The organism is Ectopseudomonas guguanensis, from assembly GCF_900104265.1.
In the GTDB taxonomy this organism is placed as follows: domain Bacteria; phylum Pseudomonadota; class Gammaproteobacteria; order Pseudomonadales; family Pseudomonadaceae; genus Aquipseudomonas; species Aquipseudomonas guguanensis.
On the sequence record NZ_FNJJ01000006.1, the window covers coordinates 75,958 to 102,513 of the forward strand.

The window sequence follows — 26,556 nt, forward strand, 5'->3', positions numbered from 1 at the left end:
TAGAAACCCGTTTATGATGCCTCGCAAACTGTGAATCACTGCGCAAGGGAGCACGCAATGAGGTTGATCCAGAACGCCGGCCAAGACCGAGTGATCGATTTGCTCAACGAGCGAATCAAAGCTGGTCACCAGCTAGCCTGCGTCTCCCCCGCGCTCTCCTTGTTTGCATTCTCTGAACTGGCCAAAGCCCTTGCTCAGTTGCGGAAAGTTCAGTTGATTCTGCCGTCCGATAGCGAGAGCCTGGAACTGCTCGGCGGAGAAGCAGACCGAGCCGCACGTAATCGCCTCACTACCCGTAGCCTCGCCAGACGCTGCCACGATTGGCTGAATGCCAAGGTCGAGCTGAAACGCGCCAATTCAGTTATCCCTCAGGGGATCGGGTTACTGAGGGATGCCACCGGCATGTCCGATCAGGTCGTCATGGGCTCATTTGCACTGACCACCGACGGCCTCGGCATAACCCCCGGCAACCCCATGAGCCTGATTCAGGCCAGCGAGTCGCCCCAGGAAGCAGCCATGTTTGCGCCTTGGTTTGATAACCAATGGCAAACCCTGAACACCCGCCCCAGCGATAAAACCGAGCTGCTGAATGCGCTGCGCGAAATTGCCGAGCAGCGCTCGCCGGCCACGCTATACAACCTGGTTCTCCATCAGCTCTTCAAAGAAAAGGACGATGGGCTGGATGAAGAGCGCGTTGTGAAGTCCGCCACAGGCATCCGCAACACGGTAGTCTGGAACAAGCTCTTCAAATTCCAACGAGATGGCGTAGTCGGGGCCATCGACAAGCTCAACCGCTTTGGAGGCTGCATCATTGCTGACAGCGTTGGCTTGGGAAAAACCTTCGAAGCACTCGCCGTCATCAAGTATCACGAACTGCGCAACGACCGCGTACTGGTGCTGTGCCCGAAACGCTTGCGCGACAACTGGACGCTCTATAAAGCCAATGACCGGCGCAACGTGCTGGCGTCAGACCGTTTCAACTACGACGTCCTCAATCACACCGACCTTTCTCGCGAGGCCGGACTTTCCGGCGACCTCGATCTGGCCCACATCAATTGGGGCAACTATGACCTGGTCGTGATCGACGAATCGCATAACTTCCGCAACAAGAAAGCCCCGCGCCAAGGCCAAGAAACACGCTACGACCGCCTTATGCGCAGAATCATCCGCGAGGGTGTAAAAACCCGAGTCCTGATGCTGTCCGCCACCCCGGTCAACAATCGCCTGGCTGACCTGCGTAACCAGATCGCTTTCGTGACCGAGGGCGATGACAACGCCCTGTTTGAACACGGCATCAGCAGCATCGAGGCCACCACCCGCAAAGCCCAGCTGCAGTTCAATCGCTGGCTGGATCTGGATGAGCGCGAGAAGACTCCGGAGCGTCTAGTCGAAATGCTCGGCTTCGACTACTTCACCCTTCTCGACCTGCTGACCATCGCCCGCTCGCGTAGGCATATCGAGAAGTACTACGGCACCACCGAAACCGGCCGTTTCCCCACACGCCTGCCCCCGATCAACATCAAAGCTGACGTGGATGCTGCTGGGCAATTTCGCGCAATTCGCGAAATCAACCAAGAGATTCGCCGGCTCAACCTCGCCAGCTACGCGCCGCTGCGCTACGTCTTGCAGCACAAGCAAGCGGCTTACGACGCCAAATACAGCACCGAGATCCGCGGTGGCGAAAGCTTCTTCCGCCAGGCTGACCGCGAGGAGAGCCTGATCCACCTGCTGCGCATCAACGTACTCAAGCGCATGGAAAGCGCGGTGTCGTCGTTTGCGCTGACCCTCGAACGACAACTCAAGGATGTCGAACGCACGCTCGAACGTATCGAGCAACACGCCCACGAAATTGAAGAAATCGACATCGCCGATGTCGACATCGACGATCCAGCGTTCGAAGCACTGTTGGTCGGACGCAAGGTCAAGGTGCTGCTGAGTGACGTCGACCTGGTGCGTTGGAAGCAAGATCTGCTGGAGGATCGCAATCGCCTGGCCACGCTGCTATCTGCAGCACAACAAGTACAACCCCAGCGTGATGCCAAACTGGCAGAGCTGCGCAAGATGCTCGCTGAGAAGTGCCAAAGCCCGATCAATCCTGGCAATCGCAAGGTCATCATCTTCACTGCCTTTGCCGACACGGCGCGCTACCTGTACGAGCAGCTCGCCTCCTGGGCCAATGAAACCTTGGGCGTGCAAACGGCCTTGGTCACCGGCTCCGGCCGCAACCAAACTACGATCCCCGGCCTGCGTACCGATCTGGCATCCATACTGACGACCTTCTCTCCATGCTCGAAAGAGCGCCCAGCCGACCTGGCCGAGGAAGGCGAGCTGGATCTGCTGATTGCCACCGACTGCATTTCTGAAGGCCAAAACCTGCAGGACTGCGACTGGCTGATCAACTATGACATCCACTGGAACCCGGTGCGGATCATCCAGCGCTTTGGTCGAATCGACCGTATCGGTTCACCCAACCAGCACATCCAGTTGGTCAACTTCTGGCCCAATATGGAGCTGGAGGAATATATCAACCTGGAGCAACGCGTCAGTGGTCGTATGGTTCTGCTAGACGTATCCGCCACCGGGGAAGAGAACCTGATCGAGGCGCAGTCCGGCGACGCGATGAACGATCTGGAATACCGCCGCAAGCAGTTGCTCAAGTTGCAGGATGCCGTCATCGATCTGGAAGATCTGTCCAGCGGCGTTTCGATCACCGACCTCACCCTCACCGACTTCCGTATCGACCTCGCCCAATACCTCAAGGCCCATCCCGGCGTGTTGGAGAACATGCCGCTGGGTGCCTGTGCCATCACTACAACGCGTGACGAGGACATACCGCCCGGCATTATTTTTTGCCTGCGCGCTGAGGGAGAAGCTGCCGACAAGATCAGCGATGGCTACCCACTTGCGCCCCACTACCTCGTCCATGTGGCAGAAGATCAAACCGTGCTACTGCCCTTCACCCAAGCCAAGCGCATTCTGGATCGCCTCAAGCGCCTGGCCCTTGGCCGCGAACTGCCTGATGCCACCGCTGGCAACCGATTCGACGAGCTCACCAAGCTAGGCGAAGACATGCGCTATGCACAAAGCCTGCTGGCAGCTGCAGTGTCATCTGTCGCCGGCAAAAGCGAAGAGCGCGCCATTGCCAGCCTATTCAACCCGGCCGGTAGCCATGCGATGAAAGGCGAGTTCGCCGGCAGCAACGACTTCGAAGTGATCGCCTTCATGGTCATACTGCCCCAGGAGTGAGCCGTGGTTGCCGAGGACATCATTGCAGCCCTGCAACTGCCTGAGCAGGCACGGGTCAATCAGCGCGTATCCAAAAAGCTGTTGATCGATAATCTGGCTCCGACAGCAGCGGATCGCCAGCAGATCAATGAAGGCATTGAGGAGGTCCAGTGGGTTGCCGCGCTAAAGCCCGGCAATTGCGGCATACCCGCTTACCGCGACGCCCAACGTGAATACGTGGAAGTCGCCGTGCTGCACCTCACCCTGCGCCCGTCAGCTCGACCAGCAAGGCTCATTGAACTGCTGCACCGCGCCGTCCCTCACCCAACCTTGCTAATGGTCAGCACACCGGAGTCGGTACAGCTCTCCCTCAGCCATAAACGTTGGGCGCAGAACGAAGCCAGCAAGACCGTGCTCGATGGTGAAATCACTACCGCTACGGTGCTGCCAGCCGCCCCTCAGATCACCACAGCCTTTCTCGATGCGATCAGTCTGGAGCGTCAACCGCGTAGTGACCTGAGCGTCTTTTATCAGGGCTGGGTAGATACCTTGCTTGCCCTGCAGGCAGCGCAGCACACGGGAAGTTTTCGCGCCGTCAACAACCTGCTCGATGCCACTGCCCGACGCCAAGCCCTGCAAGCCTGCATCGAGCTACAAGGGCAGATCGCCACATTGCGCGCCCAGGCGCAAAAGGCTCAGCAGATTGCCCGTCAGGTGGAGCTAAACCTGCAACTGAAGCAGCTACAGCAAGCGCTCAGCGAAGCCCAAGCAAGACTTTAGGCCGATGGTTCTAGCAAGCAGCAAAACCTAGCCGCCAAGCATTAAAAGGCTGTCGAAATGGAATACCATGCCAGCCAGCATTACACCGCGCCTGCAAACACATACGTGCAGGTAGATCGTGAAGGAAATAGCGAATGACCATGCAAAAAATCGACGCACAGTCGCCGGAAGCGCACAGCGCCGACCTCAAGGCCGAGAACATCGACAAACTCAAAGCCTTGTTCCCTGAGCTGATCACCGAAGGTCCCAATGGCGTGGCCGTCAACCAGGACGTGCTCAAACAGCTAGTCGGCGACGCCACCGTAACGGACGCCGACGAAAAGTACGGCCTGAACTGGCACGGCAAGCGCGCAGCACGCCAACTGGCGCTAACACCCAGCACCGGCACGCTACTGCCCTGCCCCGATGAAAGTGTGGACTGGGACACTACCCAGAACCTGATGATCGAGGGCGACAACCTCGAAGTACTTAAGTTGCTGCAAAAGAGCTATGCGGGAAAGGTCAAGCTGATCTATATCGACCCACCCTATAATACCGGCCAAGATTTCGTATACCCTGATAATTTCCAAGACAACATAAAAAATTATCTTGAAATAACAGGCCAATCAGTAGCAGGCATCAAGACAAGCACAAACAACGAAAACTCTGGCCGATATCACACAGATTGGCTAAATATGATCTACCCCAGACTCGTACTAGCACGAAGCCTACTGAGTCCTGACGGGGCGATTTTCATTTCAATAGACGACCATGAGATTCATCATTTGCGTTCAATGGTGAGCGAAGTCTTTGGCGAAGAAAATTTCTCAGCAACTGCAATCTGGGAGAAAGCTGACTCACCACGAAATTCAGCACGACAGTTCTCTGAAGACCATGACTATATTCTAATCTTCTCCAAAGACCCTGAGTGGACACCTGACAGGCTGCCACGCACTGAAGCCGCCAACTCTATTTACTCCAACCCAGATAATGATCCAAGGGGTGAATGGCTACCCGGAGACCCTTATGCCAACAAGCCTTACTCGAAAGGAAAATATACAATTGCCGGCCCTACTGGCAGAACTTTCTCACCTCCACCTGGAAGGTTCTGGCGTATTTCTGAGGAAAAGCTAAGAGAGTTAGATGCTGATGGAAGAATTTGGTGGGGGCCAAAGGGTGATGCTCGCCCTAGCATTAAGCGCTACTTAACAGAAGTAGCAGATCTAACGCCTCGCACGCTATGGAAGAAAGAAGATGTTGGCAGCAATAGAACATCGAAAAACGAACTGAGATCTCTTTTCCCCGAGAGCGAGTCGTTTGACACACCAAAGCCTACTCGACTCATAGAGCGAGTTCTGCAGCTGGCAACATCACCAAAATCCGGCGACATTGTTCTAGACTTTTTCGCAGGATCAGGGACTACAGGGCATGCAACTCTATCTCTAAACTCTGCTGACGACGGGAATCGACGCTTTATTCTCGTTCAACTTCCAGAGCCAATAGCATCAGGTGCTTTTGAGAACATTGCAGAAATTACAAAAGAACGACTACGCCGCGCTGGGACTAAGATCAAAGCCGACAACCCCATGTTCTCTGGTGATACGGGTTTCCGCACTTTTAAGCTGGATACATCAAATATCCGGGCATGGAATCCAACCCCAGAAGACCTGACAGCCGATCTTCTGGCTCACCAAGAACACCTTATTGAAGGTCGGAGCGAGTACGACATTCTCTACGAGCTGCTGCTTAAGCTCGGTCTGGACCTGTGCGTCCCCATCGAGCAGCAGCAGATCGCCGGCAAAACCGTGCACAGCATCGGCGGTGGCGTCCTGATAGCCTGCCTGACCGAGCAGATAACCCGCGATCAAGTAGAAGACCTGGCGCAGGGGATTGTTGCCTGGCACAAGGCACAAGCCCCAGCCAGCGATAGCACCTGCGTGTTCCGTGACAGCGCATTTGCCGACGACATTGCCAAAACCAACCTGGCCGCCATTCTCAACCAGGCCGGCATCAAAAACGTGCGGAGCCTGTAAAATGGCGGTGCCAGCGCAGCCCAAGATTTACCACATCTGCCATGTGGACCGTTTACCGTCCATCATCGCCAGCGCTTGCTTGCTGTCCGATGCGGTACTGTTGAATCAGGCGTTGCCGGGCACGACCATCGGCATGAACCATATCAAGCAGCGTCGCCTGCAACTGGAGCTGGATAGCCATCCGGGCCTACATGTTGGAGAGTGCGTGCCGTTCTATTTTTGTCCACGCTCGGTGATGCTGTTCCTAATCAGCCGGGGACATCAAGATCTTGCCTATAACGGCGGCCAAGGGCCTATCGTACATTTGGAGGCTGACCTGCACGCGACTGTACAGTGGGCTAATGCCCAAGCCAGGCGCTGGGCATTCACACTGTCCAATGCAGGTTCCTACTACTTCGAGGATCGTGCAGATCTGGCGCAACTGAACGAGATCAATTGGGATGCCGTAGCAGCGCGGATCTGGCACCAGTGCAAAGAGCCTAAGCAAGCAGAGTTCCTGCTTGAACAGAGCTTTCCATGGCACTTGGTCGAGCGCATCGGCGTACAGTCGCGGCAAATTTATACGCAGGTAGCGAATGCACTGCCTGCACAGGGGCACAGACCAATGGTCGAGCTGCGCCCTGAGTGGTATTACTGAGTGAAGAGCCAGTCATGATCGAATTTACCAGCGGCGACATCCTGCGGGATGACTCCGAAGCCATCATCAACACCGTGAACTGTGTCGGTGTAATGGGCCGTGGCATTGCCTTGCAGTTCAAGAATATGTGGCCGGAGAACTTCAAGGCTTACGAGGCGGCCTGCAAGCGTGAAGAGGTGCAGCCTGGCCGAATGTTCGTGTTCGACACAAACCAGCTCACGTCGCCACGTTACATTATTAACTTCCCGACCAAACGCCACTGGCGCGGCAAGAGTCGCTTGCAGGACATAGACGCAGGGCTCAGCGCCCTGGTGGCCGAAATTCACCGCCGTGGTATCCGCTCCATCGCCATCCCACCATTGGGCAGCGGTTTGGGTGGGCTTGATTGGGCAGAGGTGCGCCCTCGTATCGAAGCAGCCATGGCCGATCTGCCGGACGTGCATGTGCGCGTCTACGAACCCAAGGGTGCCCCCGCTGCAGACACAATGCACCACAGTCGCGAAGTGCCGAGCATGACCGCTGGGCGCGCCGCACTGGTGGAACTGATGAATCGCTATGTGCGTGGCCTGCTTGACCCAACGATTAGCCTGCTGGAAGTACACAAGCTGATGTACTTCATGCAGGCAGCGGGCGAGCCGCTTCGCCTCAAGTACGTCCAAGCTCCCTACGGCCCGTACGCCGAGAATCTTCGGCACGTATTGCGCGCGATTGAAGGTCACCTGGTAGCGGGCTATGCCGATGGGGGTGATGCACCCGACAAGCCCCTAACCCTGGTGCCTGGCGCAGTCGATGACGCTAACGCCTTCCTGGAAGCGAATGCTGAAACCCGCACCCGATTCGACCGCGTCGGAGAGCTGGTAGAAGGCTTTGAAACGCCCTTCGGCTTGGAGCTGCTTGCGACCGTGCACTGGATCGTCAAAGAGGGTGATCCAGTTTCCAGCGTCGAAGAGGTAGTCGCCCGCACCTACGCCTGGAACGCTCGCAAGAAGCAATTCACGCCACGCCAGATCGGTATCGCCGTAGATGTACTGGCAAGCAAAGGCTGGATCGAGCCCATAGCCCTGAGCGCCTGAAAGACATCCTGAATCTTACTCCCCATGCCGCCTCGCGGCATGGGGAGTCGAGAGCTAAATGACAGAATTTCTCGCCCTTGCCTGAAGGCGAGCTTGAAAATGGATTGAACATGAAACTGCACTTCGAGCCGGATCTCGACTATCAACTACAGGCTATCGAAGCGGTATGCGATCTGTTCCGTGGCCAGGAGGCGTGCCGTACCGAGTTCACGGTCACCATGAAGGCCCCCGCCCCGGCAGAAAGCGACCCGAGCGACGCGCCACAGCAGTTTGCCCTGGGCATTGCCGAATCCGACCTGGGTGTTGGTAACCGCCTAACACTGCTCGATGATGAACTGCACAAGAACCTCAGCGACATCCAACTGCGCGGCGGGCTCCCGCCTTCCGGCTTGCTCACGTCAGGCGACTTTACCGTCGAGATGGAGACCGGAACTGGCAAAACCTACGTGTACCTGCGCACCATCTTTGAACTGAATAAACGCTACGGCTTTACCAAGTTCGTCATCGTGGTGCCGTCGGTTGCGATCAAGGAAGGTGTCTACAAGTCCCTGCAGATCACCGAGGAGCATTTCAAGGGCCTCTACTCGGGCGTGCCCTACGACTACTTCCTGTACGACTCGAACAAGCTCGGCGAGGTACGCAACTTTGCGACCAGCTCAACCATCCAGATCATGGTGGTTACCGTTGGCGCGATTAACAAGAAGGACGTCAACAACCTCTACAAGGACAGCGAAAAGACCGGCGGCGAAAAGCCCATCGACCTGATCAAGGCAACCCGCCCGATCCTGATTGTCGACGAGCCGCAGAGCGTTGATGGCGGCCTTAAAGGGGCCGGCAAGAGCGCATTGGATGCGATGAACCCGCTGTGCACTCTGCGCTATTCCGCAACCCACGTAGACAAGCACCACATGGTCTACCGGCTGGACGCGGTGGATGCCTATGAGCGCCGCCTGGTCAAGCAAATCGAGGTGGCCTCGGCAACGATCGAGGATGCCCACAACAAGCCGTTTGTGCGGCTGGTAGCGGTCAGCAACAAGCGCGGCACAATTTCAGCCAAAGTCGAGCTGGATGTGGGTACAACCACAAGTGGCGTATCCACCCAAGAGGTCACGGTATACGACGGCGACGATCTGGAGCAGGCAACCAAGCGCGCCGTCTACAAAGACCTTCGCATCGGCGAAATCAACACCGCCAAAGGCGAGGAGTTCGTCGAGCTGCGCTACCCAGGTGGCGAGAAGTACCTGCGCATTGGTGAGGTTCATGGCGGCGTGGAACCGTTGGCGATTCAGCGCGAAATGATCCGCCGCACGATCAAGGAACACCTGGACAAGGAAAAGCGCTTTCGCCCCATGGGCATCAAGGTACTGTCGCTATTTTTCATCGATACGGTCGAGCGTTATCGCCAGTACGACGCTGACGGCAATCCAGTGAAAGGCGTGTACGCGACCATCTTCGAAGAAGAATACAAACGTTTCGCCAAGCACCCGGACTACCAAAGCCTGTTCAGCGAGGTCGACTTCAACCACAGCGCTGAAGAGGTGCATAACGGCTACTTCTCCATCGACAAAAAGGGCGGCTGGTCTGACACCGCTGAGAATAACGCCGGCAACCGAGAGAACGCTGAGCGCGCCTATAACCTGATCATGAAGGACAAGGAAAAGCTGCTCAGCTTCAGCACACCGCTGAAGTTCATCTTTTCCCACTCGGCACTCAAGGAAGGCTGGGACAACCCCAACGTGTTCCAGATCTGCACGCTGCGTGACATTCAATCCGAGCGTGAGCGCCGACAGACCATCGGTCGCGGCCTGCGCCTGTGCGTCAACCAAAACGGCGATAGGGTGCGCGGCTTCGAGGTGAACACGCTGACCGTGATTGCCACTGAGAGCTATGAAGCCTTCGCTGAAAATCTGCAGAAAGAGATTGAAGAAGACACGGGCATTCGCTTCGGCATCGTCGAGGAGCACCAGTTCGCTGCTGTTGCCATCACCAGCGCAGATGGCGAGTCAAAACCGCTTGGCTTTGAGCAATCAAAAGTACTCTGGGATTTCTTGAAAGCTCAGCAGTACGTGGACGCCAAGGGCAAGGTGCAGGACTCACTGAAGCAGGCACTCAAAGATGGCCTGCTGCAACTCCCCCCCGAGTTCGAGGCGCAGCGCTCACAAATAGTTGAGTTGTTGAAGAAAGTCTCCGGACGCCTAGAGATCAAAAACGCTGATGAGCGCCGCGCCGTCCCGACTCGCCAAGCAGTGCTGCAAAGCGAAGAGTTCAAAGCCCTTTGGGACCGTATCAAGCACCAGACCACCTATCGCGTTGACTTCAACAACGAACAACTGATCGCCGACTGCATCAATAATCTGCAGAAAGCGCCGGCAGTGTTCCGCCCTCGCCTGCAATGGCGCAAAGCGGATCTAGCCATCGGCAAGTCGGGCGTAGAAGCCAATGAGAAAAAAGGTGCCTACACCGTCACCCTGGACGAGAGCGATATCGAGCTGCCGGACATTCTGACCGACCTGCAGGACCGCACCCAGCTCACCCGCCGCACCCTGGTGCGCATCCTCACTGAAAGCAAGCGCCTGGACGACTTCAAGCGCAACCCTCAGCAGTTCATTGAGCTGGCGGGCGAAATCATCAACCGCTGCAAGCGCCTGGCGTTGGTGGACGGCATCAGGTACGTGAAGCTGGGCGACGACAGTTTTTATGCCCAGGAACTGTTCGAGCAGCAAGAGCTGACCGGCTACCTGAAGAACATGCTGCTTAACACCGAGAAATCGGTCTACGAGCACGTGGTCTATGACTCAGCAATTGAGCATGACTTCGCCCAAGCGCTCGAACACAACGACGCCGTGAAGGTTTACGCAAAGCTACCCGGCTGGTTCCGCATCCCTACCCCGCTCGGCAGCTACAACCCCGACTGGGCAATACTGGTTGAGCAAGACGGTGCCGAACGCCTCTACTTTGTGGTGGAAACCAAAAGCAGCCTGTTCAATGATGACCTTCGCCCGATTGAGCAAGCGAAAATCGACTGCGGCACCGCTCACTTCAAATTACTTGCAACAGATGAGGTCAGCCTGCGCTTTGGCCGAGCGAGTAGTGTGGATGATGTGATTGCAGGCGTGCTGAACTAGACAAATGGATCACATAACGACTTGGGTAGTACGATAGGCTGCCCAAGTGTCTGATAGTGCTTGAAGATTAAAGCTGGTACGCACCAGCGCCTCAGCTCGATGTCTTCTGATCCGCCTCGCCGTCGCCGGTTACATTATCGCGTGGTTCATCGCCAACCGTTTGATCCTCGTGTATCTCAGGATCACCCGCCTTCGGAAGATTGTTCAGGCCATCGCGTAGTGGATAAAGGCCGTATCGGCCCTTGCCACGGATACGCGTGAACGTGATAGGTTCGAGCGCTTCCGCCGTTTCTGGCTTGATCGGTTCGTTCTCGAGAACGATGACCTGACCGCGCCCATGCCAAGTCGACATCCAGCCATAGAACCGGTCAATGACCGTCGCAGGCGGCACCTCATGCTCTTCGGTAGAGTCAGGATCAGCATACGTCTTCAGTGGCGAGTCGAGGACGACGACGCCGAGATGGGGGTGTCCTTTTTCGAGCGCGTGCTCCATGAGCGCAACCATCAGAGAGGACAGATACAAGCCCCTCACACCAGCGCCATAGCTCAGGCGAGAACGATCGTCAATTCGCAGGTCGCAGGAACCGTCATCTAGAGCGATGTTCTGGATGGCAGTGAACCCCCAAGCATCCAGCAATTCCTTAGCGCGATTGGCCACCTCACGACCAAACGCACCACCCTCGCGAGCTACGGTAATACGTTTGCGCACGCTCGCCTTCTTTAGGCGGTCAATTTCGGCAGCAAGATGTTGTATTTCATCGAAATAGCTCAGCTGCTCAGACAGTTCTGAACGTCTCAATGCCAATGTCTTTGGATTAGCGGTGAACTCAACACGGGCATTATTTAGCACCATAGCTTCGCGGTTTTGCAGCACGTTGAGGTCAGCAGCAAGTTTCGAAGTGCGCGCTTTGAGATCGTCATAGCGGTCTCGCTCATGCTGCAGGGCTGCGAGCAAGCCCACGCGGAGCGCACGAATTTTTTCAGCTTCAGCAGCGATGGCTGCTCGGTAGCGACTGGGCGCCGCTGGGCGCAGATCGTTAGGATCTACTTGGGTTTCTGCCGGGGTTCCGCACAATGGACAGTCTACTGTCGGTAGTTCCTGGAAGAATGCGACCCCCTCGCTAGTACCTCCAAGGCGAGCCTGGTCGTTCGCATATTTCTCGTCAAGGAGTTCGAAGCGGCCAATCATAGACCGCGAGTGATTCCGGTCGTTCTCAACCCGGCGCAATTCATCGGTCGTTTCCGCAAGCTGCCTGCGCAAGTCTTTCAACGCGGAAGCACGCGCGTCGTATTGACTCGTCATCGCCGACAGAGTCGCATCCACCCGTTCCAGTGCTTCTTCCACTTCGTTGCGCCCCAGGTCTTTCGGCATGAGGCCTTCGATGCGCTTCAGAGCAGTTTCGGCAGCCTGTAGCTCGCCGCGGGCACGTTCAGCTTCTGTTGCAGACTTCCGGAGTTGGATGGCCGAATCATCGCTGCCTGTCAAAAACAAGTGGAACGCAGCTTCATGTTTCGGTATTGAAAAACCTTTGCCCGCACTGGGCTGCTTGGCAGGGATATCAGACTGCGACCACAGCGACCAGTGGCGAAGATCGTCACCCGTTACAGCGCCACGCTCGCTGTGGTTGCGAAGAATTTGTTTACCACTCGCTCCGCACAATTCTACGAGCAACTCCCCGAGCTCCTGTTCCAGCGGCTCGAACACTTGATCGTCGGTCTTGCCGAGCACGCGCGCGTAGACAGCGGCACCTCCACCGGCCAACCCCCGGCGTACTTCGTACTCGCCCTCGGAGGCCTTAAACCGCAAGCGAAATTCCTGGTATCCCTGCGTAAGCGGAAATGTTTCGGGAAGGTCGTTACCTCCCAGCATGTACCAAAGGCAGTCGTAGATATAGGACTTGCCGGTCTCACTAGGGCCTCGAATCAGCTGTCGTCTGGGATGGAATAGGACCTCGGCGACTTCCCGGTCTGGTCCGTGGACGGACAGGGACGTTAGAACTATGCCCATGCGCTACCTCCATTTCGCGCCATCAACTCGAGTTCCGCTCCCCACAGGTGACCACTCGCAGCGAATTGGGAAGTCAGCTCGGTGGAGTCAACTTGTCCATAGCGCTCAGCTGCCCACGCGCAGCGCTGCTCCAACTCACGTAAATACTTTGACGTTAGAGCTCCAGTCATAGTCCTCGCGATCTCTCCCGCATAGTACGTGATGCCATCTGCGCCCCACATTGCCGTTACTAAGCCCCGTGTGCTCATGAGGTAAAGACCTTGCTCAATCAGCTCGCGCCTGCTCATGAGCTCTGCGCCACGGAACGGAATGGGTGTATGTAGGCTGCTCGGTCCGTTCAGATCTGCCGAATACACGATGGCATAGTCCAAAAGCACCAGCTTCTGAAGGTCCGCGCCATGCGGCATGAGAGCCTGCAGGAGATAGACCATGCGGATGCCGAGCTCAAACGGGGAGTTGAACACAGGCAAGGCGCGCCGTTTTACTTGACCCACTTGAGCCTCCTCCGGTTTACCAAGTGGTGGCATGTACCCGGCAGATCCCCAGGCCGCAGCTTAGGAGTCAGATCACTGTCATTGACAACTAACTGTTGCGCACCCTCGGTACCAGCCTCGAGCCGGTCCAGAGCGGTCTTATGCCGAGGGCTATTGACCTTCGACTTTATGCCGATCAGCACCATGTCCAACAACGCGTCGAACTCTGCTTCACCGTAAGTGTCCCGACTGAATATTTTCAGGCCTTCAGCGCAGTAGAAAAAAGCACGCTGGCTCTGGAAATGCTCGCTGTAGGAATCTGAGACCATTAACTGGTCCAGAGTCAGATCATCTCCGGATAGCTCAGAATAGACCCTCAACAATTCTTCGACGTAGATCTGCTCTTCTGCTGTGGGCGTGTCGGGTGCAAATGGATCATCACCGCGCTCACCCTCAAAACCAAAAAGCTCGAAGTGAGCCTTTTGATCCAACGCATGCCACTCAAGAAGGTCTCGCGTCTGGCACTCCAAAATGTTCTTGAATTCGAAGGCCTTCACTAGCTGTTCGACTGTCGGGGTTAGCTCTTTAGCCCGCCCCTTGAGGCCGGTCTTTTCCGCTCTCCAGTCATCCAGCAATCGCTGTTTGAACTCGTCAGGTTTGCTCAGAAGGTTGTGAAGATCGTTACCCACGCCGCGTGGCGCGCAGAGGTAGTAATGCCGTGGCGCTGGATATGTCCCCGCCTCTAAATGCTTGAAAAACTTGATCAACTCTTTGAATACATCGGTAGGCATCAAAGCATGGTCGTAATGTTTGCCTTGAAAAAGATCCCACTGACGCTGAGACAAAGCTGGAACCAGGCGCGCTTCGACATCACGCCCGCCATCGCCTGCACCGCCCAACTGTTTGACAAAAACGTACTGCGCACCGTCACCTATAGGACGGTTGCGACAAGCGTTCTCAATGAACTTTTCCCACTGATCGGCGTGAAAAAGTAATACCTGCGATGACGGCGGAATGACGCCACGTTTGACCGCGAAGCCATTTTTTCGCTTTTGCTTCTGAGGTGGATTGGTTTCCATACCATCGGCGCCGCATTTGGGACGGAGGCTGACGCCCCCATAATCATCGGCTAAGAGCGGACTCAGGAACGGTCCGGCTTGCGCCGCTTTATTTTTCTGATGCTATAGTGCCATAAGCAAGTGACGTTCCACAGACTTTGTCTCGCCCTTACCTTGCAGCAACTATCACGTGTTTCTATTGCAAATAGCCGGCTCCACCCGGAGGCGCCGAAAGCCAGAATAGGCCGCTAAATAGATCAACGGCCTTTACGACTTACCTCCGCGGATCGCTTACTGGGTTTATAGTCACAGCTGGGGTAGTTATTACAGCTTTGAAAGCTGCCCCAGGGCCCCTTCTTGCTGACCACCTCACCGACATGGCATCGGGGACACTTTTTTCTGATAAGTCGCGTGTCATCGGGGACTTCGACCGTCACAGCGCCGTCCTTGACTAACTCCATCAAGAACACGGAAATCTGCCCCTGAATCGTGAACATGGCAATTGATCGTCGAGCACGCGTCAGCGCGACGTAGAACAGCCGGCGTTCTTCTCCAAAGGGGTACGAGTCGCCATCCGCCATAGCCAGATTCATGATTGGATCATCCGCCATTATGCTCGGAAAACTGTAGCTGCGAGCCGCACTGATCATCGCCGGCAAAATGACGTAGTCGGCCTCCGCGCCCTTGGAACGATGAATGCTCAAAAATGACAGTTCAATGTGTTCCCCATAGCGATGCCGCCAATCATCCGGAATAAAGCGCGCATCCTTGTTATACCGTCCGAGCACATACACCTTGAGCTTACGACCTTTCTCGCCCGGAATACTGCCATTGACGACACCTTCCACTAGCTCCTCCAAGTACCTGGAGACCGCGCCTTGTAGGTCGTCTCTCTTTTTGACTGCAATAGCCCGCAAAGCAGGCCCAATGGCAGGTGTCTTGGAGTGAACACGCTTAGGAATTTGAGCCGGATTTTTCACTACGAATCGGCTGGAGATATCGCAGATCGCCTGAGGACAACGGAACGTCTCCTCTAGCTTCAATACCTGACCTGAACCGAACCGCTCAACGAACTCGGTCATGACTGACACGTCGGCACCTGCGAAGCGGTTGATAGACTGCCAGTCGTCTCCCACAGCGAAAAAGAACCGGCCAGGCTGCTGCACCAACGCCTTGCAGAGCCTGGCTCTGGCCTGAGAGGCATCTTGGAACTCATCTGCCATTACCAGCCGGTAGCGAGGGGAACACCTCCCTTGCTCCACATAGTCGGCCGCCATGTTCAGCATGTCTTCAAAGTCGATGCCGCCCTCACCTGCGAGTGCATCGTTCCAGCCGCGCATGACCGGCCAAAGGATATCCAGGAACATTCGATAGCGGTGCTTGAAGGCGTCCTGGGCCATCTGTTCGACCCGCTCCACGAGCGCTTCTGGCGTCAAGCAATTACTTTTGGCGTGACCTATGAACACCCGCAGCAGGCTCAGCAATTGTTGATCATTCATGGGCGTCTGGCCATTGCTTGGAATTGGCCGGTCCGGATTCGGATCAAGCACAATGCCGCGCCGGGTCAACTCATAGGTCAAATGCTCAATCCAAGTGTTCTGGCGAAGCTGGTGGGAAGTCGTTTCTATGAGCTGAGTGCGATGCTCTTGATGCAGCTTGCGCTTCCAAACCGTGCCCTTCAGATAGCCTTCAAAATGCGCTGGAGGCTGACCATGCTCATCCAACGCGAAGTGCTCGTGGTAAAGACCGATATCCGGATAGTAGAAATCAGGTTGGTACTGACTGTGTTCTGCTGTGGCCGTGTCATGCTCATAGTTGCGCTCATACTCGTAATTGACACCGTTGTAAAAAAGCCAATTGGCAATCATGCACTCTTCCAGGCTTTTCACGGGCTCACCACGCAGCGTACGAATCGTGTCTGCGTCGGCCTTGGGTTTCGCCGGCTTACTCATGGTGCGAAAGGCAGGAATGTCACGACCGAATACCAGGCGGAACAAGTCCCATCGAGTTCGAAACGCTACTGAGCTGTCCTTGAGGCCGTCGACGATGTTCGCAAGCCTCTGCAAGCTGTCCTTCTGCTTGACCGCCCATGATGGGACTCGGGGCTTTTTCTTGGTGGCATAGCCAATAATGGCCAGACCCAATCGGTGAAAGGTTTTGGCGCGAACGGTAACGTTCATTTCCAACCGTTCGAAAGACTGCCTCGCACGCTCAGCAAGCTCTTCTGCTGCGTCTTTGTTGAAGGCCAGCATTACCACCTCGTTCGGCTCCACAAAGCCCCGATCAATCGCATAGGCAGCTTTAGCGACCATGGTGGAGGTTTTTCCCGACCCTGCCGAGGCAACCACCTGAACACGGTTATCGAAACAGATCACAGCTCGCGCCTGCTCTTCGTTAAGCGGCCTTTTCTCGACTTTCGATAGCAGCGGTTCGCAAGCGATCAGTTCGTCGCGTGTGTGCCTTTCGTTGAAGGATTTCCAGGCGGCCGACCAGTCCATTCCCCAGCCTTTCAGAACCTGTTCGACCGACACACCAGAAACGCCCAAAGCTTTCTGCAGATGGACGTCGCGAAGAAGCGTGTCGACCTCCTCGTCGAGGATAGGAAGAAGAGGCTTGGCACTTAGCAGTGCAGCTTGCTGCTCGTGAGTAAACCACCGCCTCTGAGCCTTGCTTTGTGCAAGCTCCTTAGCAATCCGTAGTACCCAACCATGGATCAACTCAAAGACCGTCTTGAAGGTGGCAACGCGCTCACGCTCACGCCTCTCCCTTTCAAGACGTCGCTGCTCCTGCTGTTCAACCTCCACCACGGCGATAGATTGACTGAGACCTTCGACAGCGGCTTTAGGTAGCCCGCCCAGCTTTCCGCCGGGATATCTCAGGCTCGCCCAGACGAAGCCATTTTCGACCTGAACCGAGAAGCGCTCATCTTTGGAGCTACCTGCGCTACGGCTACCAACTCGTAGTTCGAAATGCCCATCTACCAAACGCAACTGCCACTTCGGAGAGCGCGTCAGCATCCTGCCCAAGGCCGATGGGGCCCATACGTATTCCATTCGCTACACCGTCTCCAATGCAAGATCGTAGGGCACTTGGCTCAAAGCCTGCTTCTACCCTAGGTGGTAAGCATTCTGAGGGGAATTGAAGTCATACCCAATGGTCAATTAGGATTTTCAGACATATTGAGCCAAGCGCTATGACGGCAGAGCGTCAAGGCAGAGCATGCCGAACGTGCTGTGATAGATGTGCCAATAGCTTTGAAAAGCTTCATCGCCCCCAGGCTGGTGATGAGATGGTACATAGATCCATCTCTCAAGAGCAGTTTAGAAGGCCTCTAGAATCATGATGACCCATGCTCGATTTGACTGTCTTAGCCAGTGATACCCGGGCCCAAGCCTGGTTGGAGCAGTTCAGCCTAGGGGATCGACCGCTCGCCCGAAAGCTCCTCGAAGCGTTCACCTTCGTCTCACGTGACGACTTTATCGGCCATATGCGCACGATGCTAATCCGCGAAGCCGAAAGCATCGATGGTAAGGTCGCTCTGTACGCCGAGCGTGAGCTTGGACACCGCTTTGGGGTACCCCATCGCCTGTTCAAGGAGACCAAACGAGCCATACGACGAGCGTACGGAGCAGCCGGGCCCGCGGCAGTCAAGCCGACAAAGTCATATGACCCTTCAGTCGGCAGCGAAGGAATCGTTGCGCAGATGATCTCGGATCTCTGCCGTGAGTTCCCAGAAAAGTTCCTCAACCATCCGGGCCCTGACCAAATTCGCCGTAAGCGTGCGCGAGCATTCTGGGTCGTTACAGACCTAATCGGCAGCGGTGATCGAGCAAGGCGCTACCTCGAAGCTGCCTGGCTTGTGAGATCCGTACGCAGTTGGTGGTCAGGCAGACTGATGAGGTTCGCGGTCATGGCCTATTCGGCGACGGAGGCAGGCGAGCGCAGTGTGGCAAGTCATCGCTGTCATCCAAAGATTCACATAGTTCTGCCCTGTCCGACCATTGACACAATGTTCTCAACGAAGGTGGCAGAAGAAATGAAAAGACTTTGCACCGCCTACGACCCTACTGAAGGTGAACCAGGTCACGCGCCATGGGTATGGAGCGGGCCCAGCCTGGGTTATGGCAATGGAGGCGCCTTGATCGTTTTCGCCCATGGCGCGCCAAATAACATTCCACTGATGTTCTACAAGGCGTCTAGGGATAAGAAGAAAAACTGGACTCCGCTGTTTCCAGCCAGAGTATCGGCCGGGATCAGCAAAGACGCGTTCGGGATAAACCTGACTGCTGAGAAAATCAATGCTCGCCTGAATAACCTCGGCCAGCACAGCCTGGCCAGATCCGTTGCGGTACTGAAATCCGACATACCGACAGCGCAGATTTTTCTCGTCCTCGGTACCCTGTCACGGCCTCCACGACTAAACGACAGAGTGCTCGCTAGCAGGACAGGCCTACCTACACACGAGCTTGCCAAGCTACTGCGTACGATGACCTCGTACGGGTGGATCGACTCACAGCGGCGACTAACCGACCAAGGTGCCGGCCAGCTTGCGCATGCAAGAAAGCAGCTGCACGTCACTACACTCGCAATGCATGTTGGCAAGCAAGAGCCAGAGCCTTACTATCCCACCTCGCTGAGGCAACCAATCTAGATTCTAGCTTCGGCGTACATCCTTGAGATGTTGCCGCCAAGATGAGTCACGCTTCACGATTCATCTACCGGGCGCAGATTACTGCTGCTCTATGTACTAGCCCCTGCTTACGGCTAAGCGCTCACGCCACAGCCTAGTGGCGTGGCCTTCTGCCTGCGGCGTGAGCACTCACCCTGCGGGTGTCAAAGTAGATGAAGGATTGGAAGCCTCAGCACTATCGTCGCTCCCCGGGAGCAAGCGCAGTATCCTCCTCGGTGATGGCGGCAGCGATCGCAACGGCTCAAAAGACCGTCGCAGTTCACTCTTCTCTGCCACCAATATTGACCTTGAAGCACTTGGCGCACCTGACCCAAGTCCCGTACTTGCACCTACGTGATTACGTCTCGCGAGAGGTAGAGGCCTACAAGATTTTTAGGGTTCGAAAACGTGCGCGGCCAGACCAACCCACCTCATTCCGGGTGATCTGCGTGCCACCCCAAAGCCTTGCAGTGGCTCAGCGATGGATTGCCCAGCACGTGTTGGCCAAAGGAAAAACCCATCCTGCCAGCACAGCATTTGCACCTAACTGCCGCCTAGTCGATGCGGCCGCACCTCACTGCGCCAGTCGTTGGCTGATAAAGGTTGACGTGCAACGCTTCTTTGAATCGATCTCTGAAGTCGATTGCTACCGAGTGTTCCGCAGCCTTGGATACCAGCCTCTCATGTCCTTGGAATTGTCACGCCTCTGTACACGAGTTGGCCCTTTCAACGGGATGCGCCGCTCTAGGAAATGGTTCCGCAAGCCCCCCCTTTCGAGATCTAAGATCAAATCCTACGCTGTGTGGAGACTTGGGCACCTCCCTCAAGGCGCCGCGACCAGCCCGATGCTCGCAAACCTCGCAATGCGGGACGTCGATGTCCTGATGACCGGCCTGGCAGATCGATACGGATTGACCTACACACGATACGCGGATGACCTCACTTTCTCTACGGCCGATCCTGGATTTGAACGAGAGGATGCCAGAAAAGCTATCTACGAGGTTTATGGAGTATTGAGGAGGTTTGGACTCACTCCAAACCTAGCTAAAACGACAGTGGCCTCGCCGCGCAGCCGGAAAATCGTTCTGGGACTCCAGGTCGACCAAGACGCACCCAGGCTGCCCCGTGCGTTCAAGTTGAAAATGCGGATGCACCTGTACTACCTGGAACGCGATGATGTGGGGCCTTTGAAACATGCCGAGCGCCGGGGCTTTTCGGCGGTTACAGGCATGCGCAACCATCTGATGGGACTTGCCGCCTATGCAATCCAGATTGAGCCTGCGTACGGCAAGGACATTAAGGCGAGACTAGAGCGCGTTAAGTGGCCGGTGTTGTATTGAGAGCACTCTCCGTCAAATGACTGAACAAATGTATGCTTATGACCGATAGAGGCCGCCGCGTGAGCGACAGCTACTAGCGGAAAGTAGAAAATTGCATCTCATCTGCTGGCGACCAAAGCTGTCCTTCGCACCTAGCGAAGCAGGAGCTACTGAGCGTTGAGGATAGGTAGGATTATGAGTTCGCCATCGTGATCAACAACGTGTTGGGCAGTTATCATATTTCTTGAGGTGAACTTACCACCGCGACCTAAAAAATCCTTCATGACATTGATCACGCAGGACTTGCTCGGTAACGCCTGAGCCATGTCTTGGCGAAAGTAGTCAACGGTTTTGACCCATGTTTCAGGTAAGGAACGAAGATACTGACCTAGAGCTTTTGCCAGCTCCAACTGGTTTGGCAGGGACAGCCGTAACTGAGTCCACGTAAAGACCAACTCAAAAAGGTCGGGGGTCGACGCTTGGGTTATGCGCCCAACACGATCCCTGTACTGCTTCGCCCACCGCTCCTCTGCGTCTGGAAAGAGATCAATCTCCTCCGGGATGATAAATAGGTGCTCCATCTCATTTTCAAAGAAGTGGATAGTGGTGCTCTGCTGCTCGTTGGCTGTTCGAAGGGGAATGAGCATTGGCACTTGCTCGACGAGCTTGCGGCGAAGATGAATGAGCTCATGCCCTAGCATTGAGCTGGTGAATTCATAAGGCTTGCACCAGATGGTGATAGCGCTGCCATTTACCTCGCACGAGATATTAGACTTTTCGAGAAAAGTGCAAGAATCTACTAACGCGCTGAGCGGTAACACCTGTACCTCACTTCCCGTGGCGGATGCGATTTGCTCAGGAATCGCTCTAACGGTGTCAGGTAACCCCTCTAGAACGTCCATGTTGGCAACCTGCAAAAGCGTCTCTTCAAATCTTGGCATCATCTTCTCCTTTGGTTTTTGCAGGTAGCCGTCCAGGATGCTGAAGCCCTTTTACGTGACGAGCGCTGCCACTGGCTAGAGGCTTTGCGTCACCCGGCATCAAGGGAATCCCGAGCAATCGGCCAGAAGCAGACGATCCATTGATGGCAAGTAAGTTTCTGCTCCCGACTATGATTGCCGCCAGCGCCCCATACGAATGCTACCGTGTAGTGCGAGTTGTGAGCTCAAGACCGGCCTGAAAAAAGGCCATGTCTAAAAGCCGCCCTTGGGGGTACGAAAGCCGCAGGCGTTTGGTTTCGATGGCTGGAAGTTCGAAACCCTCCATCTCGATCAACTCCATCAGCAACGTGAGCGAGCGGCCACTGACTTCAGTCAACCCCCGATAGGGATAGAATGAACGGATACCAATTTTGTAGTATCGATCGAGCGCAGGATACTCACCCCAGACGCCTAACAGGATTTTACTGATCAAGGTGTCGGTCCAAGACACGTTTCCCGGCATGTTGTGAAAGATCTGAACCACCTCATCGAGCACAGCCTGATTGCGCGTAAGGTTGGGCGCTCCTGGCAGAAAGTCCTTACCGCTAAGGTCGAATAGCTCAGCACCCTTGCCTTGGAACAGACGCAGCACCAGCTCCTTCATCAGGTCCAGATTGCTGTTGCGCAACAGCTCCGAGCGTCCACGAAACATTCCCCAGTTAGCCAGATAGAACCCCACGTGCAAGGCTGTTGTGTCGAGGTTGACCGAATCGGTCAGCGAACGCCAAGAGCGGCTCGTGCCCCAGATGTATTCATAGAGAAACTCCCACGCCTTCAGCCGTGGAAACGGATTCTCATGCTTATCGATCTCTAAGGCCGCGTAATATCTTTCGATGTAAGGACGCGGGTCGAAGGTCTGCACAGCGACTTGCGGCATATCAATTCCCTCTGATGCGTTTCAACTGTTGCCGCAAAGCTTGCGGAGTAACTCGTTGGTTCGGTCTCGATTTTGCTTCGCATATTGGCTGCTTTAGGAGCCAGCAGCGAGAGGCTGGCGTTGGCCGACTCCAGCCTGCTGTGACTGGCTCAAGACGGCCAAATGCAGTCACTCATAGCCGCATGAAAATTCAGTTTTGTCTTCAGCGCTTTGCCCCTGCCACACAAAATTCGCGCACTCATGCACGACGGTCTCTAGAAAACCGGGACCTATTCAGTCAGATCCAAAATCGACCACCCGGCGGTTTCGAGCGCAACTCTCCGCTTTTCTCTGGCGGCCCCTTCCCCCAAAGAGCTCTGACGTGCGGCCAAGCACAGCATGTGAGTCGGTCGGGTCATTCCCACATACATCAGCATCATGTCTTTCTTGGCGCTATCGGGTGGTCTCTTGGTAGCAGCCTTTCCGCCTTCAAGCAACGGCATAAACTTCTGAATGAAGTGGGTTTTCCTGAAGGTCTCTAGGATCAGCGTCGCTGCGTGGGTTTTGCCTTTTTCTGAGTGAATAGATGACATCTGAATGTCGACTCCGTCAGCACCATCCTGGAATCGATAGGTGTTAATCAGAGAGCCTCCGCCTTCTCCGGCTTCAGTGGCTGTTGCAGCAGGCTCCCAAGCGAGATACTGGTGGCCTTGGAGGTCAGCTGTCACGCCCTCAGCATCATAAAGAGCGGCTGCCAGCAGCAAGAGTTTCGGAGTGATTACCTTTACCCAATGTTGCTCTGTGACCGCCGACGGTACGAACAGAATCTGCTGGAGGCACTCGCGATACCAAGCGAAGGCTTTTGGCTTAGTCGTGAGTTTCTGTACCACCGAAGCTTGATAGCGGCTTCTCAGTTGCACCTGACTTCCAGGAAACGCTAGTAGGCCTAAATTGGCCAGGCACGAAGCCAGCAACTCGACGGATGAAGAAGCTGTGGGATCTCGCATCGCGTAGCGGCGAGCAATGTGAGCGCCTTCTGCGAACGTACGAGGTTTGAACGATGTCTTGGTCGTATCATATCGGTAGGATGGCCAGTAATGCTCCAAAGCCTTCGGATACTGGTTCGCTTTGTAGTTCTCAAGACGGTGCACTGCACCGATAGCGTACACACCCGCCTTACGGGTTTCCGCCGGCAGATGTTTCAGCACCAGCTTTCCGTATTCGTCCAGCACCCCAGTCGCATCTTCGTCAGGGAAGACGATGATCGTGTTAGGGGTACGACCTGGAGCACGCGGAGCTCGAAGTCCTATTAAGCCATTCGTAATAGGGACATAAGCAAAAGGGTTAGCGATTGATGCAATGGCCTGATCAAAACGGAAGCTGCTGGCGATCTCCAACTGACGCCCCGGGCCAGGGAACGGATCCAGCAGCGGTGTGTTTTTTTCAAATATTTCTTGGTTTGGATCGCCGACGCGAATGACCCGGATGCCTGGATCATCGCGGGGAAAGACACGCTGAAGCACGCCCGCTTGGTCAGGCTGGGTATCCTGCATCTCATCGATCAAGACGCATGGGAAGCGCAGGCGTAATGCTGCGCCCACGCTCTCACCCTGATCGAGTAAAGCGTGGCCAAGCACAAACACCTCATCGAAGCAGAAGTAGCCAGCCTTCGCTGCGCCACTGAGCGATTTCACCACACTCTTGTAGGTGGCTGTGTGTGGCGCGAAACCAATATCTTCAGCGCCGAGCGGTTGGTCAAAATCAGCAGACCGAATCCGCAAGCTGTGAAGACTTTTGAATTTTTTCTCGAAGGCCGATTGCGCACCTAAATGCTCGCGGTAAGTCAGTTCTCTTCTGCGCGCTTTCTGCGTGGCTTCATCGTCAATGGCCTGCAACGAGATACCTTTCGAGCGTAACCATGGCGATGCCAAGAATCGGCTGGTGAAGCCATGGATGGTGTCGATGTAGTGAGGAAAACGCAGCAGCCGTTGCCCCACCTCTGTGCCGCCGAGGCGTTTCTCGATCTCCTCCCGAGCCGCGTTGGTATGCGAGAGAACGCAGATCCCCTGCATGCGGCTCTTCCAATGGCGAGCCAGGATTGCAAGCTTTGCGACGACTAGTGTTGTCTTCCCGCTACCAGGACAGGCTGCTAGATCTACGGTATCCATGGACCTCAAGAAGTTGCGACGAGGCTCGTCCAGTGCTTCTAATCCCATCAACTCAATGACCCAGTCCACATCCGCGTCAGTGATTGGGGCAACCAGTTGGCCAAGCGTCATTTGGCGACCTCTTCCAACGACTCAGCAGATCCTGGATTTGGTGCGACGGGTACCGGAGTGGGGTGAGTCGGACTGGTGGTGGTCAGTGTTGCCCCCCCGGTTGCGTAGCTGATCGCATGGACAACGTAGGTGGGCAACATCACCCTCAGCGTCTCCGCATCCAGGGAGCGGTCTTCGAAACGCTGCTCGATCAAGTCGATCAGGTGTTGGGCCGCAATCGCTTTGGATGCTCTTTTGAACAGTTTGTAGATCGCGGAGCACCGAGCGTCCTCATTAGTGTAGGTAGCCTGGATCTTATCGAAGGCTGTCTGTGCCTTCTTCAGCAAGCTGGTCTTGGTCTCCTTGCCTTCATCGATCTTCTCCTCGTTGATAGCCAGGTATGCGGCAGTGTGGACTTCCTTCGAGAGGCCTTTGAATGCCAAGTCGTACTCGAGCGTCCAGTGATCGGCAACGAACGTACGCACACATTGCCCATCGCTTTCTGCTCGCTTCTCGCGGTGTTCCTTGAGGCCTTTCTCAATTTCAGCCACGGTGGTGCCGAAGTCTTTCATAGCGCGCCAGCGCCGGTCGGCTTTGTCTGGCCATACCGCCCCCTTCACCCCCTTCAAGCCCAGAATCTCGGGCGCGCAATCCGGCATCACGTCCATGTCGGTGATGCACGCGGTAGGCACCGTGATCTCACCCTTGGATGTATCTTTTCGCTGCAGAATTTTTGAATAGCGCCGCAAACCAACACCACCCACGTTGATGATCGATACGCCGTGCTTGGTGAGGTCCTTGCCCAGTCGCCGAGCAAGCGACGGCAGGAGAATGGCCTCTGCATCACCTTCAACAACAAGCAATCCCTTGGCGAAGAACAAGCCTGCCTTGGTGACGTCCAGGAAACGACTGAGGAAGCGATAGTCATCAGGCGCCAGACAGGTCTGTTCTTCCGCGAGGGAGAACGCCTGCTGTCGCTGCATCAGGACCAGGCTCTGCAATGGAATTTTCGAGCTCAGGTTGGGGCTGTGCGTGGTCAGGATGACCTGAACCCGCCTCAAGCCTGTAGATGGTTGAGCCGCGACCTCAAGAAACTCCATCAATTGAAGTTGGCGCTGCGGGTGCAGGTGCGCTTCCGGCTCTTCGATGAGTAGCAATGGAAGGCCGTCAGGCTCTTTACCGAGCAGCAATAGCTCACAGGCCATAAACAACACGTTGTTGGAGCCTAGCCCGTAAACGCCGCGAGCCTCACCAGTGGCGTGATCCAGCAACCCGAGCTCCAGACGCTCCAAAATCTGCTTGAGCTTGGCGGGATCAGTTCCACCTTCCCCAAAGCCGATGCGGCTTGTGAGCGGCTGACCAGCGAGCGATAGCGGGCGCAGGTAAGTGTCGTTGATTTCTTTCTGAGCGGAGACAATGGCGCCATGACTGTTTACCAGGTGGCGAAGAAAGTCGCCCATGCCGGCAATGCTGAGGGCTTCAGCAGCAGCGAGATCAGCCGGGAGCGCAGCGGGGTCAAATGCGCTGCCGGCTTCAATATTGGGGAAACTACTCAGCACCTGGGATAATCTGGAATGCCTGCCTGGCGACATCTCCCTCTCTGCGTCGCGCAGCGGTTTCAGGTATGCGGTGGCCAGCAGTTGTCGTACACCCACGTCTAGAGGCGGACCTTCTCCGTTTTCACCCGAGCGAACCGAGATATCGACCCATTTGCGGGTTGAGGCAGACGCGACGACGCGGCGGGCCGACCAGTGAACGTAAAGTCGTCCTACGCCATTTTTGTAGGTCACGTACTCAGCGAAAGCCCCGAGTTCTGCAGGGGTCAGCCCTTCCAGGGTGCACCTGAGGGTGATGGCCTCCGCCTGCGTGCCATCGTTGGCAATGTGAAAATCCTCGATCTGCAGGCGAAGATACTCAGAATCCCGGGTTTGCAATACGTAACGGATAGCATCGATGACTGCGGTCTTACCAGCATCATTTTCACCAACGAGAGCAGTTACCCCTTCGTTGAACTGGATATCCAGCGCACGATTGGCATGGCCGAACTGGCGAAAATTCTCGATCTTCAAAGCCGAAAGGTACA

General features: G+C 55.7%; 16 protein-coding genes. 8 read left to right on the forward strand and 8 right to left on the reverse strand.

The window, feature by feature from the left end; genetic code table 11:
- Window positions 1-57 precede the first annotated feature (57 nt).
- The 6 genes from BLS61_RS10415 (at window position 58) to BLS61_RS10440 (ending at window position 10,852) form a co-directional block, all read left to right on the forward strand.
- Entirely contained in the window at window positions 58-3,246 is a 3,189-nt protein-coding gene (locus BLS61_RS10415) for a helicase-related protein (RefSeq protein ID WP_090430540.1), read from the forward strand.
- Window positions 3,247-3,249: 3 nt separating this feature from the next.
- Window positions 3,250-4,005, forward strand: a complete 756-nt coding sequence (locus BLS61_RS10420) for a DUF4391 domain-containing protein (RefSeq protein WP_090430542.1) — start codon at window positions 3,250-3,252, stop codon at window positions 4,003-4,005.
- Window positions 4,006-4,139: 134 nt separating this feature from the next.
- Window positions 4,140-6,017, forward strand: a complete 1,878-nt coding sequence (locus BLS61_RS10425; RefSeq protein ID WP_394328141.1) for a site-specific DNA-methyltransferase — start codon at window positions 4,140-4,142, stop codon at window positions 6,015-6,017.
- A gap of 1 nt (window position 6,018) precedes the next feature.
- Window positions 6,019-6,654 (forward strand): type II toxin-antitoxin system toxin DNA ADP-ribosyl transferase DarT, encoded by a 636-nt coding sequence (darT, locus tag BLS61_RS10430; protein WP_090430544.1) that lies wholly within the window; start codon window positions 6,019-6,021, stop codon window positions 6,652-6,654.
- A gap of 14 nt (window positions 6,655-6,668) precedes the next feature.
- Window positions 6,669-7,727, forward strand: coding sequence for a type II toxin-antitoxin system antitoxin DNA ADP-ribosyl glycohydrolase DarG (gene darG / locus BLS61_RS10435; protein WP_090430546.1), 1,059 nt, complete (start codon window positions 6,669-6,671; stop codon window positions 7,725-7,727).
- 110 nt (window positions 7,728-7,837) lie between these two features.
- Window positions 7,838-10,852, forward strand: a complete 3,015-nt coding sequence (locus tag BLS61_RS10440) for a type III restriction-modification system endonuclease (RefSeq protein WP_090430548.1) — start codon at window positions 7,838-7,840, stop codon at window positions 10,850-10,852.
- A 91-nt stretch (window positions 10,853-10,943) separates the two neighbouring features.
- Here BLS61_RS10440 and BLS61_RS10445 read toward each other — a convergent pair whose 3' ends face one another.
- From BLS61_RS10445 to BLS61_RS10460, 4 genes are all read right to left on the reverse strand, one after another.
- Window positions 10,944-12,659, reverse strand: a complete 1,716-nt coding sequence (locus tag BLS61_RS10445) for a hypothetical protein (RefSeq protein ID WP_208598791.1) — start codon at window positions 12,657-12,659, stop codon at window positions 10,944-10,946.
- A 191-nt stretch (window positions 12,660-12,850) separates the two neighbouring features.
- Window positions 12,851-13,354 (reverse strand): ABC-three component system middle component 2, encoded by a 504-nt coding sequence (locus BLS61_RS10450; protein WP_208598792.1) that lies wholly within the window; start codon window positions 13,352-13,354, stop codon window positions 12,851-12,853.
- Entirely contained in the window at window positions 13,342-14,412 is a 1,071-nt protein-coding gene (locus BLS61_RS10455) for an ABC-three component system protein (RefSeq protein WP_090430550.1), read from the reverse strand. The genes BLS61_RS10450 and BLS61_RS10455 overlap by 13 nt, the downstream gene beginning before the upstream one ends.
- A gap of 236 nt (window positions 14,413-14,648) precedes the next feature.
- Window positions 14,649-17,444 carry a UvrD-helicase domain-containing protein gene (locus BLS61_RS10460; protein WP_090430552.1) on the reverse strand — a complete coding sequence of 932 codons (2,796 nt, stop codon included), beginning with the start codon at window positions 17,442-17,444 and terminating at the stop codon, window positions 14,649-14,651.
- A 296-nt stretch (window positions 17,445-17,740) separates the two neighbouring features.
- Here BLS61_RS10460 and BLS61_RS10465 point away from each other — a divergent pair, with 296 nt between their 5' ends.
- Both BLS61_RS10465 and BLS61_RS10470 read left to right on the forward strand, forming a co-directional pair.
- Entirely contained in the window at window positions 17,741-19,042 is a 1,302-nt protein-coding gene (locus tag BLS61_RS10465; RefSeq protein ID WP_090430554.1) for a phosphoribosyltransferase-like protein, read from the forward strand.
- 257 nt (window positions 19,043-19,299) lie between these two features.
- On the forward strand, window positions 19,300-20,400 hold the full coding sequence (locus tag BLS61_RS10470; protein WP_244157938.1) for a reverse transcriptase family protein: 1,101 nt from the start codon (window positions 19,300-19,302) through the stop codon (window positions 20,398-20,400).
- Between the two features lie 146 nt (window positions 20,401-20,546).
- Here BLS61_RS10470 and BLS61_RS10475 read toward each other — a convergent pair whose 3' ends face one another.
- The 4 genes from BLS61_RS10475 to BLS61_RS10490 form a co-directional block, all read right to left on the reverse strand.
- Window positions 20,547-21,320 carry a hypothetical protein gene (locus BLS61_RS10475; protein WP_090430558.1) on the reverse strand — a complete coding sequence of 258 codons (774 nt, stop codon included), beginning with the start codon at window positions 21,318-21,320 and terminating at the stop codon, window positions 20,547-20,549.
- A gap of 199 nt (window positions 21,321-21,519) precedes the next feature.
- Window positions 21,520-22,236, reverse strand: coding sequence for a hypothetical protein (locus BLS61_RS10480; RefSeq protein ID WP_090430560.1), 717 nt, complete (start codon window positions 22,234-22,236; stop codon window positions 21,520-21,522).
- Between the two features lie 269 nt (window positions 22,237-22,505).
- Entirely contained in the window at window positions 22,506-24,494 is a 1,989-nt protein-coding gene (locus BLS61_RS10485; protein ID WP_090430562.1) for a UvrD-helicase domain-containing protein, read from the reverse strand.
- Complete coding sequence (locus BLS61_RS10490; RefSeq protein ID WP_244157934.1) at window positions 24,491-26,542, reverse strand: ATP-dependent nuclease; 2,052 nt, start codon at window positions 26,540-26,542, stop codon at window positions 24,491-24,493. The genes BLS61_RS10485 and BLS61_RS10490 overlap by 4 nt, the downstream gene beginning before the upstream one ends.
- Between the last annotated feature and the right edge of the window lie 14 nt (window positions 26,543-26,556).